Consider the following 18,866-nt stretch of genomic DNA (forward strand, 5'->3'; position numbering starts at 1 on the left):
GATCGACTTTCCGGAAAACAACGTTCTGATTTCACCGAACGATAATATTCTGCTGTCGCACAGACCGCGTACTTTCTCGGCATTCGGAGCAGTCAAATCAAATCAGCTTGTTCCGTTCAAGACCAAAACGGTCACAATGGCGGAAGCTCTGGCGACCGTGGGCGGGTTGCGGGATGAGCGGGCCGATGCAAACGGTGTCTTCCTTTTCCGCTATGAAGACGCAGCGCTTGTTCGTCGTCTCCAACCGCAACTCGATGCCAAACTGGCCGGTCAAACCACTGTGCCACTGGTTTACAAGTTAGGTTTGCGGGATCCCAAAGGCTTCTTCATGTCCCAGCACTTTGAAATGCGGGACAAGGATATCATCTTCGTTTCGAACCACCCGACCGCGGAACTCGGCAAATTCCTGCAAATCATTGCTCCGTTGATCAGTAACTACTCGACGGTTCAGCGAATAACCGATTAAAAGGTCTGGTCGCTAACAGCGGCGTTCCGGATGTTCAAATTGGGCCGTTGAAGCCTGCAGATTGGCCGATAAGATGAGTGCAACAAGATCCATGGTGGTATTGTTCCTGCAAGGACCACCGGGCGTGTTTGCACGCACAATCGCAGACAGTCTTGAGAAGCGCGGCGTCAAAACACTTCGGATTAATCTGTCCGCCGGAGACTGGATGGGCTGGCATGACCGACGTTGCACTTCTTATCGGGGCAGTTTGAAGTCATGGCCTGATTGGCTTCGCGTCTACATTGAAAAAAACAAAGTCACCCACATCGTATATTACGCCGACCGCGTGCCCTACCATGTCGCAGCCGCGGAAGTCGGCGCAAAAGCCGGGGCCACATGCCTGACATTCGAAAACGGCTATTTGCGGCCCGATTGGATCACTCTTGAATACAACGGAATGTCATCGCACTCGATGTTTCCGGAAGACGCCGAACTGATACGTGAAACAGGCCTGCAATTGCCTGAAATCGATCGTCGGCCGCTGTATCGGTATCCGTTCGTCAACGAAGCAGTGAACGAAGTCTCCTATAACATGGCAAACGTTTTGTTTGCCTTGGCGTTTCCTGGTTATGTCAGGGACAAACTTTATCATCCGTTCATAGACTATCTCAGCAATATTCCGCGAATGGCTCTTGCCGGACGCAGGAACCGCAGAGCTTATCACGTGATCGATGACATTATCTCAACCAGTCTGCCTTATTACGTGTTTCCGCTTCAGCTTCAGAGTGACTATCAGCTTCGATACAATTCCCAGTATGATCACATCGCCGATGCCTCTGAAGAGGTTATCGCGTCTTTCAAGAAGAATGCACCTTCGGCCGCTCGACTCGTTTTCAAGGTACATCCGCTCGATAACGGCATGGAACCGTGGTCCCGCATCCTTTCAAAAATTGCCAAGAAACACGGTGTGAAAAAACGTGTCCTCCTTGTTGACGGTGGCAATTTACAACAACTTCTAAAGAACGCCAGCGGCGCTCTTACAATCAACAGCACAACGGGTCTTCACGCCCTTCGTGTGGGATGTCCGACGAAAGTTCTGGGAATTGCTCTTTACGATATTGATGGTTTGACCTGTCAAAGGTCACTGGACGAATTCTGGCGCGAAGGAACACCGCCGGATCAGGAACTGCTGGACGCCTTGGAGAGGTTGCTGGCGGCATCCATTCAGGTCAAAGGGTGTTTTTATACAAGCGAGGGGCGACATGCAGCGGCTGAAGAGATGGCCGAACGCATCATATCCGACAGTGTCAATTTGCCGAACGCACTTTGCAAATACCCCCCGCGGCTTGAAAAGGCACAAGCACGCAACATCACAACGTCCTTTTCTGAGCAAGTAAGATCCCGCGGTAAGATGGAGCGGTGGACCCATGTCTGGCGCGGATGAAGCCAAGTCGGGAGCACTTGGGACCGATCCGTCCGAACGACGCATTCTTTTTTTGCAGGGACCGCTGTCACCTCTCTTTAAAAAAACGGGTGAACACCTGAAAAGGCGCGGTTTTTCCGTGTTCCGCATCAATTTTTGTGCTGGTGATTGGCTGCATTGGCATGGTGAAGGCTGCGACAATTTCAAAGGAACAGCAGAAGACTGGCCGAACTTTGTCACTGACTATCTGAAGTCTCGTGAAATAACAGATCTCGTCCTTCATGGCGACCAGCGCCTTTATCACAGAATTGCCATCGAAAAAGCGCACGAACAAAAGGCATTCATTGCAGTGACCGAGCTTGGAGCTCTACGCCCTGGATGGATGACTTTGGAAAGAAACGGCCTGTCTACTCTCAGCCACTTTCCCAGTGATCCAGAATTGATCCGTGAAATTGCCATGCGGGCAGGAGAAGTGGATCTGACGCCGAGATATCCGTCATCCTTCTGGCTGCAGACGGCACCAGACGTTGTCTATAATTTGACGAATGTGTTTTTGAAGCCGCTTTATCCGCATTATCAGCGCCACACAATTCACCCACCCGTTGAAGAATATCTGAGGGGAGGCATTCGGCTTATAAGAGAGAAGCATAGAAGCGAGGTTGCTGCGCAGAAAATTGATGCGCTTAAAGAAGATGGAGCTCGCTGTTTCGTGTTGCCCTTGCAGCTAGAAGGCGACTTTCAATTGCGTCGGCATTCTCCTTTTCAGAGCTTCAAAGAGGTTTTGGAAATTGTCCTTGGGTCGCTTGCCGAAAATGCACCTGAGGACACGCATCTTGTCATCAAAAGCCATCCTCTGGACGTCGGATTTGAGGACTGGTCTGGCATCTGTCACGATATGGCACTTTCATTGGGCCTCGGGAACCGGATCCATTTTCTCGGTGGCGGTGGTCTGGCGGCTCCCTTTGAAGTGGCTTCCGGTGTTGTTACGCTGAATTCGACGGCGGGGTTGGAAGCACTGCAGGCCGGAGTTCCCGTTAAGACGCTGGTACCTGCTCATTATGACGTGGCCGGTTTGACACACCAGGGTGACTTGGCAGGCTTTTGGCACAATCCGCAAAAACCGGATAGGAAATTGCTGGACGATTATGTTCAGGCTCTCGCAGTTGCTACGCAGGTTCGTGGCTCCATTCACAACAAGGAGGGCGTCGAAGCAGCTGCGCGCAATATCGCCGACAGGATTGCGGACCGGAGACTCAATCAGCTGGGCGCATTCATTGAACCGCCACCGAGGCTTGAAAGGGCCCGCGAACTTGGAGTGCCATTATGATAGGACAGAAAGTTCCTCGGCGCAGGCGGTTCAAAATACTTGATCCCGGTTTCAAGGGAATGCGGTTGTCACTTGAGCAGGCCATTGACAATGAAACTTTTATGGGCGGGGCGAAAAGCTCTAATATAATTGCGGCAGGTCCTGGATACCTGGCAGAAGCCATTCGGTTGGCAGAACGAAAGAACGCTCAACCAGTTCTGTTGTTGGACGGGCCCACACCCATCAATGCCAAGCGTGTTCCCGCAAGTCTCCTTGTGCTGCCGCTACCGCTACCGCTACCGCAAAATGAAGTCCTCGTGAGCTACACAGTTGAGCTGCACGTCAAGAGCGCACTCAACAAGGTCCTTGCGAAGTCCAGTTCAATGGGGGCAGTTCCGTTCGATCTGGCAAGGTGGCGTGCGCTTGGGTTGTCCTGTGAGCAAGCGGGTGAAAAGGAAAACAGAGGGAGCGGTGCCCGGGTTTTTGGAACCCTGTTGGCGGGTGGACCTTCCAAGAAGCAACTGCAAGGAGACTGGTTCTGGCTACTCGCGACACAGGTTTGCGAGGAAGCCGGATGCGAGATCGACGTCCTTCTGGAGAGGCTTTTAGTCGACTTCACGATTTGGTTTTCCCCTTATACAGGTGAACCGATTGGCTTGAAGGACGCCGTCCTCATTTACGAGACGGTTCAACGGCACTGGCAGTCGAACCAATCTCCTAGCCATTGCTACGGCGCTCAATACTGGAACCACCCGTCAATCAGCGCGACATTTTCCGGCCAAGGAGGGCAGGTCACTTTTCATGAAACACAGGACGAGACGATTTCCGCTGCGTTGCAGAGCAATGGGAAAATCTTGTCTTGGGCTGGCCGGACTGACCTCACCTTTGAGAAAGACTGCCGCGAAAAAAACATTCCGCTTTTCAGGATCGAAGATGGGTTTCTGCGATCCGTCGGGCTTGGGGCAGGGTTGGCCAGGGGGGCAATGCTCGCGGTTGATGACCTGGGTATCTACTATGACCCCTCAAGGCCGAGTCGGCTGGAGGCCCTGCTGAACGAGTACGATCTTTCCGATCATGAGCAAGATCGAGCTACTGCACTGACCGATCTGATCAGAACAGCCCGGGTTTCAAAGTACAATTTCGGCAAATCTCGACACTATGACTTTCCAGAAAACAAACAAAAACTCCTCGTGCCAGGACAGGTGGCTGACGATGCTGCCATTCGAAAATCAAAATCAGCGACGATTGCCTGCGCTACCACTCCGAATGTCAATCTGGATCTTCTGAAATTGGCCCGGAAGCGAAATCCGGATGCATATTTGATTTTCAAGCCACATCCTGATGTCGAGACCGGATTGCGCAAAGGCAAGCTATCGCGAGAAGACGCGTTGAACTACGCGGATGAAATAGCAGAAGAGGCCGATATCATCGACTTGCTCGATGCGGTCGATATTGTCGAGACGTTCTCTTCGCTGTCCGGTTTCGAAGCGCTTTTGAGGGACAAGAAGGTGGTTGTACATGGTGCTCCGTTTTACGCTGGTTGGGGATTATCAGAAGATTTGACGGAGATTGAAGGCAGGCAACGAAACCGAACATTGCCGGAACTGGTCTATCTTGCATTGGTACAATATGCCCGTACCATCGATCCGGTTACCTTGCTTCCGTGCACGCCGGAATTTCTGGTCACCAGACTGACAAGTCAGCGTAAAGACAGGAGGCATTTGATCACCACCACCGTGAAGAGACATGCATCCTGGCTTGGCCGGAAACTTGGAATTTGATGTTGAGGGAAGATCTGATGATGAATGGTGCTGCCAAGACCGTCATCGTATTGACCGGTGCAAGCGGTGGCATTGGGCAGGCGCTGGCACGCGAATTAGCCAAGCCCGGAATATACATTGCGCTTGTTGCACGTGACGAAAAACGCCTGCAACCGCTGCTCGACAGTATTAAGTCGCAGGGAGCCGACGGTGAAATCGCTGCGATCGACATCCGGGACAGGGAACGGCTGCACCAGTATCTGCATGATCTGGATGAACGATATCCGATTGAGATCGTCATCGCCAATGCAGGCGTTACGGCGGGATTGGGCAGCAACCGCACACGCGAGACCGACGCTGACAGCGATCGTCAGATCGATGTGAACTATCGCGGCGTGGTCAATACGGTCGCTGGTGCCATCGATGGCATGCAATTCAGAAAAAGCGGGCAAGTTGTCCTCGTCTCTTCGTTGGCGGGTATGCGTGCCTTGCCGGATATGCCAAGCTACAGCGCAACCAAGGCTGCCGTCATTGCTTATGGCCATTCACTGAGAGGGTGGCTCAAACCTTTTGGCATTTCGGTGACAATTCTCTGTCCCGGATTTGTCACAACACCGATGTCAGCCAGACACAAGGGAGCCAAACCCTTCGAAATGCCGGCCGACAAAGCGGCGAGAATGATGCGACAGGCAATTGAGAAAAAGAAGTCGTTTTACGCGTTTCCGTTCATGCTTGCGCTCGGCATTCGATTGCAAAACCTACTGCCACCAAAAATCGGAGATCTTTTTCTTGGTGGGTTCGAAGCGGAAATCGAACAGGACCCCCGCTATCGGGAGACAGCAGACAATTAACGCAGGGTATTGTCTGGAAATACCGGGCAACAAAATGCCCGGCATCAAGTCAGATTTGAAAAGACTATCTAGCTGCTTTTATTAACCGGTCGACGGCATTACCGTCAGCCCGCATTGCATCAAGCTCGGACGCTGTTGTTTCAACCGCGCGGGCAATCTGCTCCTCTGTGTGTTCGCTTGTAATGAAAAAGCGAATACGTGCCGACTTCTCGGGAACAGCTGGAAATATGATCGGAAGGGCGTTAATGCCCTTTGCGAGCAAACGGTTGGAAAGTGTTGCCGCACCAGCAGAATCGCCAACAATTACTGGAACGACAGCATAGCCTGCACTTGGGCCTGTGTTCAGACCAGCCTCCTTTGCCAGCTTTAAAAAGAGCGCACCGTTCTTCTGTAGGCGACCGACCCGCTCTGGTTCCTTCTCGAGAAGTTCAGCAGAGGCAATAGCAGCTCCTGCCAGCGCGGCAGACAGGCCAACGGAAAACACAAAACCGGGCGCAGAGACTTTCAGATAGTCGCAAAGAACCTTAGAACCTGCGATGTAACCCCCGCAGGAAGAAAAAGTCTTGCTGAGCGTGCCCATCCACATCTCAACGTCTTCAGGGTCGATGTTGAAATGCTCGGCGATTCCCTTTCCGGTCTTGCCAAGAACTCCTATCGAGTGTGCTTCGTCGACCATGAGCCATGCATCGTAGGCTTGCTTGAGTTTGACAACGCGCTTCAGATCGGGAAAGTCCCCATCCATTGAGTACAGACCTTCAACGACAATCAGCACTTTTTCGAATTTATGCCTTTGGTCGGCAAGCATCTTTTCAAGCGCATCAAGATCGTCATGCGGAAAGTTCATGCGCGTTGCGCCTGACAATCTGACGCCTTCGGCAATCGAGTTGTGCACAAAGGAATCGGTTAAAACCAGATCGCCCTTTTGCATTAGATGTCCAATTGTCGTCACGTTGGTCGCATGACCTGAAACCATGACAATAGCCGACTCCACACCGTGAATTCGGGCCAGTGCTGCTTCCAGTTCCGAATGGAAGGGACGCTCACCAGCAACTATCCGGCTCGCAGAAACACTCGTTCCGAATTGCTCAAGCGCTGCTTTCGCTGCTGCGTTTACGGATGGATGTCCGTTCAGCCCCAGGTAATTGTATGATGCAAAATTATCATAGTTGTTACCGTCAATGACGCTGGTGCCCGCAGCCAATCCGTCATGCGGTCGGAAAAACGGATTTTCGATACCCATCATGTCCGCTGCCGCGCGATGCATTTGCAGCTGCTTGACCTGAGGCAATTCCTTGAAATCGTAGACTTTGCGTTTTGGTGCGGGGGCCTGCTGACGGGATTCAGATTTGGCGCCACGGCCACGCGCTGACCTGCGGGTGGCTTTCAGACTGTCCATCAGCTTGGCGCGGTCATCGGCGCCCATATCGCATATTCCTTTGTTCTACCGGTTACAGGAACGAACCCAATTCCCGGCTCTTGTTTTCAACTTCGGCTGCAACATCGGACAGGTCTTCTGTTTCAGGCCGATCATCATCCATATGCAAGCTGGCAAGCTGCTGAGTTTCGTCAGAAATTCCCGAAGCCGTTTCTTCACCAAGTACTCTGTTGGCGACGCGACTGGAAAGATCAATCAATGTTGCACCGTTTGCAAGCGACATCAGAGGAATATCGATCCCGAGTTGTTGCTCCGCGCTCATGCGAAGCTCAAGCGCCATCAGCGAATCCATCCCGATATCCGATAATGGCTTGTGAGGATCAATTTCTTCCGGTGCGATCCTGAGGATCTTTCCGATTTCAGCCGCCAACAATTTCGCGACGGTTTGCGCGGCGGTCACCTGATCCATCCCATCCAACATCGCCGCGAGGTCGATCATGCCCTCTGCATTTGCATCGTCATCGTCGCCGAGACCAAGCAAATCAACCAGCGGTGTTCCGACCAGCGCAAGATCTTTTCTGGCCGCATGCCAATCGATCCTTGCATAGCCGAGTGCGGCCTGAGAAACCGGATCTGACTTCGGCAATGCCATGAGCATCATCAATCCGTCGAGCGCTTCGTTGGCGGTCAGGGCGTGACGACCGAGCTTGCGTGAAAGCAATTCGTTCACGTCCTCATTGCGCGCAAGGTATCCTGCGTCAGAGATGGCACCCCAGGCAACAGCCAGAGCTGGCTTGCCCTCCGCGCGGCGTTTGCGGGCCAGGCCTTCAAGATAGCCATTCGCAGCGACGTAGTTTGCCTGTCCTGGGTTTCCGACAAGAGTCGTCGCCGAGGAATAAAGGACAAAATGGTCAAGCGGATCATCCGCAGTGTAACGATCAAGCAATTCCGCACCGCGAATTTTCGGAGCAAGAACCTTGGTCAGTCCTTCGTGGTCCATGTTGGCGAGAAGTACGTCATTGAGGACCATCGCCGTGTGAAAGACACCTTTAAGTGGTTTGCCCGTCGAACGGACTTCCTTCAAGGTATTCTTGACCGCTTTCTCATCGGTAATATCGCAGGCATACCCATTGATTGTGACGCCGCGCTCAGTCAGTTGACGAACTACGGCCTGCGCCTCCTCGCTGGTATCGCCACGGCGACTCAGAACCGCTATGTCTCTGGCACCGTGATCTGCAAGTCGGTTCAGAAGCGCCGCACCAAAACCGCCAAATCCACCTGCAACCAGGTAGGTCGCGTCAGTATCGAATTCAATCGTTCGTTCGACAGGCATCCTTTCGGGTACCTGCGGAGGTCGGATCACGATCTTCCCGATATGGCCCGCCTGCTGCATCAAGCGAAAGGCATCAACAACATCATTCGCTTCAAAGACACGGTGCGGCAGAGGGCGGAGCGTTCCGTCTTCAAAAAGCTCGACAAGCCTGACGAACAGGTCTTCGGCCAGTTTGGGTTGCCGTGTCAGCAGTTGGTCAGCATCAATACCAAAGTAAGTCAGATTCTGGCGGAACGGACGCAAGCCTATGCGCGTATTGCCGTAGTAATCGCGTTTGCCGAGTTCCAGGAAACGGCCAAACGGCTTAAGAACCTCGATGCTGCGTTCCATTGCTTCACCGAAGAGGGAATTCAGAACCACATCCACACCTGCGCCCGAAGTCTCCTCCATAACCGCGTCAACAAAGGCAAGGCTGCGCGAATCGAGCACAAGATCAGCACCCAGAAGTTTCAGCGTATTGCGCTTGTCTTCCGACCCTGCAGTGGCAATGATCTTCGCACCACGCCACTTGGCAATCTGCAGGGCTGCCAGGCCAACACCACCTGCGCCCCCATGGATCAGAACAGTCTCGCCTTCCGACAATGCAGCCAGATGAACAAGTGCGTAATACGCGGTGAGGAAGGTAACCGGAATGGTTGCTGCTTCTTCTGCCGAGACTGTGCTTGGCATCGGCGCACATCCGCTTTCATCCACCGTCACGTGAGATGCGAAACAGGCAGGTGCAAACGTTATCACCTTGTCTCCCGGACGAAATCTCGTGACTTCCGGACCGCAGGCAACCACATGCCCGCAACATTCCATGCCGAGAGTAGGACCAGCAAATCCGTCTTCGAGTGCTTCTTCCGGCAATAGTCCGAGAGCCCACATGACATCGCGGAAATTCAATCCGCTAGCGTCTACTGCGATTTCGACGTCTTTGCCTTCAAGAGGTGCACGGCTTACGGCTTGCCAGGCCAATTGATCAAGGGAACCCTGGCGGATAATGTCCAAACGCAAGGCCGGTTCTACTCCCTCCGGAAGAGCTTCATCCGACAACACCCCGCCTTTTACCAACCTAAGGCCGGAACGGGTCTTGCTATCCAACACAATTTCACGCTCACCGTTCGAGACCAGAATCTCGTCGGATAAACGTGCTGCCGCAATACCTGGTTCCAAATCGGGCGAGACATCGATCAACTTCAGATTTGCATCCGGATACTCATTCATGACCACCCGACCGAATGCCCAGAAGCCAGCCTGTTCGGGGGCAGGCGTTCTGTTGCTTGCAAAGTCCTGGGCGCCAGCTGGAGCAACCAAAGTAATCTCACCATCGGTATGGCCAAGTGCGTTTAGCAGGGTCATCAGGCTGAATGCCCGGGTATCTACTGCGGCAAGAGCGTTGTCTGGCGCTGAATAAGCGCCCAGAAGATGCACGATCCTGCCGCTATGGTCTGCAACCAGGCCCTGAAGCACATCATCAGGTGCGTCGTCCTGCTGATTTGCATAAAGCGCGGCACTCCAGATTCCCTCACCGAGTTGTTCAGTGACGTCACCAGGAACAAGCAGAGTTGCGCTGTGGCCACTCCGTTCCAGGCAGGACTTCAATCCCTCAGCCAGACGATGTGCCAGTCCTTCGGCATCGGTCAGCAGCAAGTATTTTTTGACGTCAGGTTCAATTTCTTCACTGACAGTGTCGATTTCGTTTGGAGTTCCGTCCGCTTGTTCTGCGGCACGAGCGCAAATGAGATCAGCTTCGATCAATGTACTTCTTAGTGGTACGGTTTCAACGTCCCGGAAACCGGCCGCTTCCAGGGGTTTTTGCCAGTCGTTTTGTTGTTTGGTGACTGGAAATTCGGCGGATGCACTGTCATCCCACCAATTCGCACCCACACCCAGGAGGAGGTCGGTCAGCGGGTGGGGGAGCGCTTCCGCTGCGAGGGCAACACCGCCGTGTGTGACTGAACCGGCAAAGCGTTTCAGCGTATCTGCGTCAATATCCGACAGAGAGGTGTCAAACAAAACCAAATCGAATCTGCGTTCAGCGATGAAGTCAGCTTCTGTCGGTTCAACAAAACCGGTAGCCGAACTTCCCTGCCATAGGCGCTCGCCGCGTCCAACAGCGGCAGAATTCGCGTCCGTTACCGTAAGCGCCATTGTGCCAGGGTTGAGGGCAGCATCGATATTGGTTGCAAGGCCTGTAGTGGCACCTACAAGTAGAATGCGTAGAACCTGGTCTTCCGGCCAGTCAGCGATAAACTTCAGGGCACTTTTTTCAAGTGCTGAGGTGAGTTCCCTCTTGCCGGGAGAAGCAGTGCTATAGGCTTCAAAAAGACTTGAGGAATAGAGTTTGCCAGGTGTTTCCTGAAGACCTGTCGCGAGCACCTCGGCAAGGCCGGTCCAGAGTCGCGCAAGGAGCGCAGCTTCGGCAATATGTTCACCACCTCCGTCTGTCAGTGCCTGCAATAGCTCATGTGCAGAAGGGCTTTCTGAGGGCGTGGAAAGCTGGAAGCAGCCGTCTTCGGTTTCCGAACACAAATCGCATTCGACGAGCCAATGCAATATGCTTGCTGCAAGCGGAGCTGCTGTTTCGTCCAGTTTTCCCGAAGCAACCAGCGCTGATAATTGAATAGGTTCGTCTCCCAACAAGTCGAACAGGACAGAGTGTGCGATTGTTCTGCCGAGAGCTTCAACGAGGACACGATTGTCGTCCAACTCCCCGTCTTCCGATCCGGCAAGCTCCAGTCCCTCCGCAAGTGGCCTTAGGCCCTCGAAATTGTCGTCAAGAACGGACGTCCGCCCTGCCTCAGGGAGTATGGTCGCGATTTGACGGTAAACCAGATCGTCCGGACGGGTGTTCTGACCGAGCGTGACGGCCTTGAACCGGGCTTTGGTAAGCCTTGCAATCGTTAATCCGTCCATGTCGAGGAATTCGAAATTCGCTTCAACTGAGCGGGAAGAGGCCTTGGTAACTTCAATCTTTACGATTGCAGGTCTTGCGTCCGGAGCGAGCAGACGCAACGTGCCCATACGTATAGGCAAGAAAGACGTGTTCCGAGGAACACCCTCGACACCGTCAAGCAGAGCGAAAAGCCCGTGGAACCCGGCATCCAAAAGCGTCGGACAAAGTGCAAATTGAAGTCCATCAAGGCTTGGCTCCTGCTCAAGCAGGGTGACTGTGGCCTGTGTTTGGGAATGCCTGACCACTTTATCAGCACGGCGGAATGCCGGACCGTAATTGAGCCCGAAGGTTTTGGTGATGTCGTAAAGCTTTTCGTGGCTCAATGTAGAAATCGTGTCTGATCCGGTTTTCAGCCAAGAAGCCCGTGAATTCGTGGAGGGAGTTATGAATGACCCGCGCGCGTTCAACGACCAGTCACTGTCCGATAGACGCGGACGTGACAGCACTTCGATAACTTTATCGTCGGAAGAAATGCGAACCTGAGTTTCCCAGACTTCGTCGCCCTCAACGACAAGTGGCCGGACAATGTCAAAATCCCTGAGCTCGATCAGGTCGCCTTGGGTCCAGCGAAGTGAAGCCCTGAGACACATCTCAATGAAGCCGGCAGCAGGAAAGACAACACTGTCCTCAACCTTGTGGTCTTCCAGGAACGCAAGCGAATGACTGTCGATGTGGTTAAACCATTCAGCAGTATCTTGTCTCAACCTGTAGCCGAGAAGCGGCCAGGTTTGCCCGAACATGAAATCGACTCGTTCCGAGCTGTTCTCAGGCCGGTAGTCCGAGTTCTGCCAGGCATAGAGCGGTAGAGCTGCGAAGTTGGCAGGTCTCGGGCCGACATATTTTTCAAGATCGGTCGTGCCGCCATGAGCAAGGATTGACGCGGCAATCCTGTCCAGGGGATTGCCCTTGATTGTCGACGCTTTTTGGGAAGGTTCCTTGAGTGTTTCCAGAACCTTGGCTTTCTTTCCCTTGGAGCGAAGTACATCATTGACGTAGGTTCCAAGAACCGGCTTGGGTCCGATTTCAACCAGAATGTTGAAATCGTCCGCGGTCATGTTTTCGATTGCGGCAGCAAACAGTACCGGTTGCCTGACGTTCTTCCACCAGTATTCGGCCGAGACTTTAACTGCCTCCTCTTTGGGTTCCACGGTCGAATAGAAAGGCAATTTCGGCTTTGACGGTTTTAATCCGCCTAGCGCGTCCAGAAGTGGCTGTTCGATCGGATCAACAAGAGCGCTATGAAATGGATAGGCCAGATTGAGTCTGCGCATTGCCCATTTCTTTTTCCGGGCAAACTTTGCAAACGCGTCCAGGCTTTCGCTGTCACCGGAAATAGTCACGCTGCGCGGGCTGTTGTCGGCAGCAAGTTCCAGTCGTGGAAGGCCGCTTTCTTCAATTGCGGCGACTGCCTGTTCGGCAGGAAGCAGCAAGGCGCCCATGGATCCGAGGTCACGCACAACCTCTTGCTCGCTGGATCTGGCGCGAATGACCTTGACGGCCTGTTTCAGATCAAGTGCGCCGGAGCACCAGGCTGCGGCAACTTCACCGACTGAGTGACCGGCAGCGCCGGCGGCAGTGATGCCACGTCCGCGAAGAGACTCAACAATGCCAACCTGTATGGCGAACAGCAGAGGTTGTGCAATTTCCGACCGTTCAAGGTCTGTCTCCAGATCTTCGGCAAACAGCGTGGTGACGAGTGACCAGCCACTCAATCCCATGAAAATCTTGTCGACCTTGTCGAATGCTTTTCGAAATGCTGTATCAGCCTGATAGGCTTCTTGGCCCATTCCGGCCCATTGTGAGCCGTTTCCGGAGAATACGAAGCCAACTTTAGCGTCGGCCTTGATAATGCTGCCGGGAATGACGTCAGGTCCGTGTTCTTCGTCGTCAGCAAATGCACGCAGCGCCGACAATTTGTCTTGCTTCGTTTTTCCAAGAACAACAATACGCTCAGAGAGCAGATCACGGGCGTGAGCAGCGGTCGCGATCACATTGCCTGCTGCCAGGGCATCTTCGCCTTCCAGACGGTTTGCGAAGCAGCCCGCAACTTCCTTCAGGGCTTCCTTTGAGCGCGCGCTGAGCACCAGGGGAGCAGATTCAGACGACTTGTTTTTCGCTGAAGGTGCCGGGTCCGCGTCACCGATGACTGCGTGAGCATTGGTGCCGCCAAAACCGAATGAGTTTACACCAGCAAGCCTGCGTTCCGAAGTCCGCTCGAGACTGATTGTTTCGTTGGCAACTGTAAGGTTCAGATCTTCGAATGGGATGTCTGGATTTGGCGTGTTGAAATGAAGTGAGGCCGGAAGAGTGTCTTCCTTCAAGGCCATAACCGACTTAAGCAACCCAATCAGGCCCGATACCGGCTCCAGGTGACCGACATTTGTCTTCACCGAGCCTATCGGCAGGACTTTGCTTCTTTTTTGTCCGATGACCTTTCCAAGAGCATCGGCTTCGGCCGGGTCGCCCACACGGGTTCCGGTGCCGTGAGCTTCCACGAATGCAAGTTCGGCCGGGTTGATTTCCAGACCTTGATAAATCTCTCTCAGAAGATCTGCCTGTGCATAAGGAGAGGGAAGCGAAAGGCCTACAGTGCGACCATCCGCGTTAATGCCGGTCGCGAGTAATTTGCCGTGGCTCTTTGTTCCTTCAGGTAAACCGGCGCGCTTCGCCCGTAAGACCAGAACGGCACCGCCTTCCGAGCGGACATAACCGTCACCGTTGGCATCGAATGCCTGACACAATCCTGTTGGTGACAGCATTGTCGCACGTGAGAAACCTACAAAGGCAAAGGGACTCAGCAAAAGGCTGACACCGCACACGATAGCTGTGTCTATCTGACCGCTTTCAATCGCGGAAACAGCTTCATGCAACGCGACAATCGAGGAAGAACAAGCCGTGTCGACCGTAAAACTAGGTCCCCGGAGATCATAGATATAGGAGATGCGATTGGAAACGATCGACAACGTATTGCCGGTCATAAACTGCATGTCCGCCATCGCCGGGTCGACGAGAAACCGGTGATGGTAGTCAAGTGACGATGCACCAACATAAACGCCGGTATCCGTTCCGGCCAGGTCGCTGGGACGAATGTTGGCGTGTTCGAGAGCTTCCCAGACCAGTTGAAGCAGCAATCGTTGCTGGGGATCCATTTGGACTGCTTCGCGAGGTGAAATACCAAAAAAAGCAGGATCGAACCCCCAGACGTCATCGAGTTGCCCCGCCGCCCAGGTGTAGGTCTTACCAGAGGTTGATTGTTGTGGATTACCAAACCTTGCCAAAGGCCAGCGCTCGGGTGAGACAGACGTAACGGAACACTTGCCTTCTTTTAGCAAGGACCAGAATTCACCTGAATTGTTGGCACCGGGTAGCCGGGTGGAATAACCAAGAATATCGATATTTGAAGTAAGCGACGCCACAGAACAACCTAATTTTATGTGTTTGGATCGGTTAAATTATTGATTTTTATGACTATTGTCTCAACACAGAGTGTTCATTTCTTTTGCTCGCCCTACTATTTCCCACCATATTCCGTCTGAAGTACAGACTGCCCCACCTGAGCTTATCTCATGCTTTGGAACGTTTCTACCAGTCAAAGATGCGATCTAAAAGGCAACCTTATATTCGATGAGATAATTTGTGGAAGATGTTCGGCAAAATTTAGTCCGGCGCCAAGGAAAATTCGCTAACAAGCAAATACAACTGACGGTTCATCCGTCGAAAAGAAAACGCCCCGCTTTTGACGGGGCGTTTGTGATCTGGTCTCAATCAAACGTTGCTGTCGGGGAACGAAGCCTTTCGTTCGGTGATGAAGCTTTGAAGGGCTTCATCAATTCCGGGATCCAGCTCCGGTCCGGAATATGCCCTCAATTGCTCTTTCCAACGGGCATTTGCACGCCTGGCAGCGTCAAGCTCTCCATCGGCGAGCCATTGCTCATAGGAGTTATTGTCGGCGATCGAAGACCGGAAAAACGCGCTTTCGAAATTTCGCTGCGTATGCGCGGCACCGAGAAAGTGACCTCCGGGTCCGACTTCCTGCAGTGCGTCCATCGCGAGAGTTTCCTCGGAAACCTCAATGCCTTTGGCTAGAACATGCATCATGCCGAGTTGATCGGCGTCCATGACGAATTTCTCATAAGATGAACAAAGACCGCCTTCAAGCCAACCGGCCGAGTGCAGAGCAAAGTTAACACCCGATTGGACGGTTGCCAGAATTGTTTGCGCCGATTCCTGTGCTGACTGCGCGTCAGGTACCTTGGAGGCGGTGAACGAGCCTCCGGACCGGAAGGGCAGATTGAGGCGGCGCGCCAGCTTTGCAGCGCCGTTCAACAGAAGAGAGCCTTCCGGGCTTCCGAAAGTCGGCGCACCGGATTGCATTGAAATGGAACTGACGAAGGCACCGAATACGACAGGAGCTCCCGGGCGCACTAGTTGCGTAAGGGCACAGCCTGCCATGGCTTCGGCGAGGACCTGGGAAAGAGTTCCAGCGACTGTTACAGGGCTCATTGCGCCCGCCAGTATAAACGGTGAGACAATACAGGCCTGATTATGACGCGCGTAGACTTTCAGTGCGCCCAGCATGGTTGCGTCAAAGACAAGTGGCGAATTGGCGTTGATCAGCTGGATCATGACGCAGTTTTGGTCGACAAATTCCTCACCGAATGCAATTTGCGCCATTTTGACCGAATCTTCGGCGCGTTCTGGCGCTGTAACCGAGCCCATGAACGGTTTGTCGGAATATTTGATATGGGAATAGACCATATCGAAATGACGCTTGTTGACCGGCAGGTCGACCGGTTCGCACACGGTGCCACCAGAGTGGTGGAGCCAAGGCGACATATAGGCCAATTTTACGAAATTTCGGAAATCCTCGATCGTCCCGTAGCGCCGGCCTTGATCGAGGTCGGTTACAAATGGTGGGCCGTAGACCGGCGCAAAAACGAGGTTTTTTCCGCCGATTTCAACGTTTCTGGCGGGGTTCCGCGCGTGCTGAGTGAATTGAGATGGAGCCGTCTTCAGTATCTCGCGCAGCATGCCCTTGGGAAAGCGAACTCTCTCGCCATCAACTTCCGCACCTGCAGATTTCCAGATCTCGAGAATTTCCGGATCTTCCCTGAATTCCAGGCCGATCTCTGCCAGGATGCGGTCTGCATTCGCTTCGATCTTCTCTACACCTTCTTCGCTCAAGACGTCGTAGAGAGGGATGTTTCTGGAGATATAGGGAACGGCCTGGCCTACCGGGCCTGCTTGCCTGCGTTCACGGCGGGCGGATCTTCCTCGGCGGCCAGAAGTGGCTGCGTCTGACATTATTCAGCTCCCAAAATGGTATTTCGTTTTGTGTAGTCTTTATCAGCTGCTTCGGTTGCCCGGCTCTAGATGCGTCGCACAATACCTTAAATGCGGCATGACCCAAAAAGCGTGATGGCACTTGTTGGTCGATTTTGAAAAAGAAGTCCACTTACTTCCGTGTTTCAGGCAACAATTCGTGATTCTGAACACGCGGGCATCTGCAAATTTGCGAATGCGCGCCATAGTCTACCATCTTTCAGGTTACGTACTCCCACATTTACGGCAATGTTTGGCAGGCCGTGTAATTACAGGTCTTAGCAGCGCAGTATTTTCCGGGCGGTGTCGTGGTGATAATGCCGCCATGACGCAATTGAGCTATTTTGATCCTACTTCTGTCGCGATACTGCACGTCAAAACATCGAATCCGGTGTCAACCTGCTGCCTAGCATGGGCGGTTCGTGGATCCGAGATTTCCGTCGCAGATGGTCAAGGAAGGCGGGAGCGTTGCATTGACACGTCGCTTCCGATCTATTGAAAAGGAATGAAAAATGTCAGCATTTCCTGACAGGGCCCAAGTTGTCATCGTCGGACTGGGTGGCATAGTCGGAGCTTCGGTGGCGCACCACCTCATTGAGCGTGGTTGGGACGATATCGTTGGCATCGACAAATCCGGTATTCCGACTGATATCGGTTCCACGGCGCATGCCTCCGATTTCTGTTACACGACCAGCCATGACTATCTTTCCGTTTGGACGACGCAGTATTCGATCGATTTCTTTGACAAGATGGGGCACTACGCCCGCGTCGGCGGTCTTGAGGTCGCGCGAACCGGTGACGACGCCTGGATGGAGGAAATCAAGCGAAAGGTGTCTTCAGGAAAGGCCTTTGGAACGCGTATTCACCTGGTCAGCCCTGCCGAGATAAAGGAAAAATTCCCGCTTATAGACGAAGACATGGTGCAGGGGGGCATGTTTGACCCCGATGCCGGTCTCGTTGTTCCGCGGTCGCAAACGGTTGCCGGCAAGCTTGTCGATGACGGCGAGAAAACCGGGAAGCTCCGAGCTTTCGCCAATACGCCTGCCCAGTCGCTACTTGTTGAAGACGGTCGGATCAAGGGGGTCGTTACACATCGCGGCACCATCATGGCTGATCATGTTATCGTCTGTGCCGGCCTTTGGGGCCGTCTGATTGCCAATATGGTTGGGGAAGATCTGCCGGTTATGCCCGTTGATCACCCGCTAACATTTTTCGGTCCGTACAACGAATTTGAAGGTACCGGCAAGGATATCGGTTTCCCGCTGCTTCGTGACCAGGGCAATTCCGCCTACATGCGCGATACTGGAGATCCGAAGACGACCGAAGGCGGTCAGATCGAATGGGGTTATTACGAGACTACGAATCCCCGCATGTGTCATCCGCGCGATCTCCAGGAAAAGGAGGAGGCGCGTTTGTCTCCGTCGCAGCGTGATCTGGAAATGGAGCAGGTCATCGAGCCTCTCGAGCGGGCAATGGAACTGACGCCGATATTGGGTGAACTCGGCTACAATGAGGGGCATTCATTCAACGGTCTTTTGCAAGTATCTGCAGCTGGTGGTCCGTCCTGCGGCGAAAGCCAGAAGGTGCGTGGCCTTTGGTACTGCATTGCTATCTGGGTGAAGGACGGTCCGGGATACGGCAAGCTGATTGCGGACTGGATCACGGATGGGCGCACCGAAATCGATCATGCAACGATCGATTATTCGCGCTTTTATGAGCACCAGCTGACCGAAGAATACATCGCTGGACGCTGCAACGAAGCTGCGGAGAAAATCTATTTCCCGGCTATTCATCCGCGTGAACCTTATGCGTCCGCACGCAATGTCAAACGCTCTCCGTTTTATGAGCGCGAGGTTGAACTGGGCGGATATTTCATGGAACTCGGCGGTTGGGAGCGCGCGCACGGTTACGCAGCCAACGAGCATCTGCTTGAAAAATATGGCAACAAGGTACCGGTCCGCGAAAACGAGTGGGACAATCGTCACTTCTGGCGGGTATCCAATGCCGAACATCTGGCGCTGAGCGAAGATTGCGGCATCATCAACCTGTCGCATTTCTATATGTTCGACGTCGAAGGTCCGGATCATGTGGAGCTGTTGGAGTGGCTATGTGC

Annotated in this window: 8 protein-coding genes and 1 pseudogene; 6 read left to right on the forward strand and 3 right to left on the reverse strand. The window is 53.4% G+C overall.

The features are described 5' to 3' along the window. From K5905_RS07385 to K5905_RS07405, 5 genes and pseudogenes are all read left to right on the forward strand, one after another. A pseudogene (locus tag K5905_RS07385) lies at nucleotides 1-466 on the forward strand (polysaccharide export protein); the annotation flags it as partial. A 73-nt stretch (nucleotides 467-539) separates the two neighbouring features. After that, nucleotides 540-1,889: a capsular biosynthesis protein gene (locus tag K5905_RS07390; protein ID WP_297582018.1), complete on the forward strand. Its 1,350-nt coding sequence runs from the start codon at nucleotides 540-542 to the stop codon at nucleotides 1,887-1,889. Beyond that, nucleotides 1,873-3,195: a capsular biosynthesis protein gene (locus K5905_RS07395; protein WP_297582021.1), complete on the forward strand. Its 1,323-nt coding sequence runs from the start codon at nucleotides 1,873-1,875 to the stop codon at nucleotides 3,193-3,195. Before K5905_RS07390 ends, K5905_RS07395 begins: the two co-directional genes overlap by 17 nt. Then, nucleotides 3,192-4,955 carry a hypothetical protein gene (locus K5905_RS07400; RefSeq protein ID WP_297582022.1) on the forward strand — a complete coding sequence of 588 codons (1,764 nt, stop codon included), beginning with the start codon at nucleotides 3,192-3,194 and terminating at the stop codon, nucleotides 4,953-4,955. Before K5905_RS07395 ends, K5905_RS07400 begins: the two co-directional genes overlap by 4 nt. 17 nt (nucleotides 4,956-4,972) lie before the next feature. Beyond that, nucleotides 4,973-5,785: an SDR family oxidoreductase gene (locus tag K5905_RS07405; RefSeq protein ID WP_297582024.1), complete on the forward strand. Its 813-nt coding sequence runs from the start codon at nucleotides 4,973-4,975 to the stop codon at nucleotides 5,783-5,785. A gap of 64 nt (nucleotides 5,786-5,849) precedes the next feature. On the opposite strand, the gene K5905_RS07410 is transcribed toward K5905_RS07405, so the two are convergent. The 3 genes from K5905_RS07410 to K5905_RS07420 form a co-directional block, all read right to left on the reverse strand. Next, on the reverse strand, nucleotides 5,850-7,208 hold the full coding sequence (locus K5905_RS07410; protein ID WP_297582026.1) for an aminotransferase class I/II-fold pyridoxal phosphate-dependent enzyme: 1,359 nt from the start codon (nucleotides 7,206-7,208) through the stop codon (nucleotides 5,850-5,852). 25 nt (nucleotides 7,209-7,233) lie between these two features. After that, nucleotides 7,234-14,847: a type I polyketide synthase gene (locus K5905_RS07415; RefSeq protein WP_297582027.1), complete on the reverse strand. Its 7,614-nt coding sequence runs from the start codon at nucleotides 14,845-14,847 to the stop codon at nucleotides 7,234-7,236. 349 nt (nucleotides 14,848-15,196) lie between these two features. Beyond that, nucleotides 15,197-16,735 (reverse strand): trimethylamine methyltransferase family protein, encoded by a 1,539-nt coding sequence (locus K5905_RS07420; protein WP_297582030.1) that lies wholly within the window; start codon nucleotides 16,733-16,735, stop codon nucleotides 15,197-15,199. A 530-nt stretch (nucleotides 16,736-17,265) separates the two neighbouring features. Here K5905_RS07420 and K5905_RS07425 point away from each other — a divergent pair. Continuing rightward, nucleotides 17,266-18,866, forward strand: a 1,601-nt coding sequence (locus tag K5905_RS07425; protein ID WP_297582032.1) for an FAD-dependent oxidoreductase, incomplete at its 3' end; no start/stop codon positions are given.

The sequence above is a fragment of the Roseibium sp. genome (genome assembly GCF_025698965.1).
Lineage (GTDB): Bacteria > Pseudomonadota > Alphaproteobacteria > Rhizobiales > Stappiaceae > Roseibium.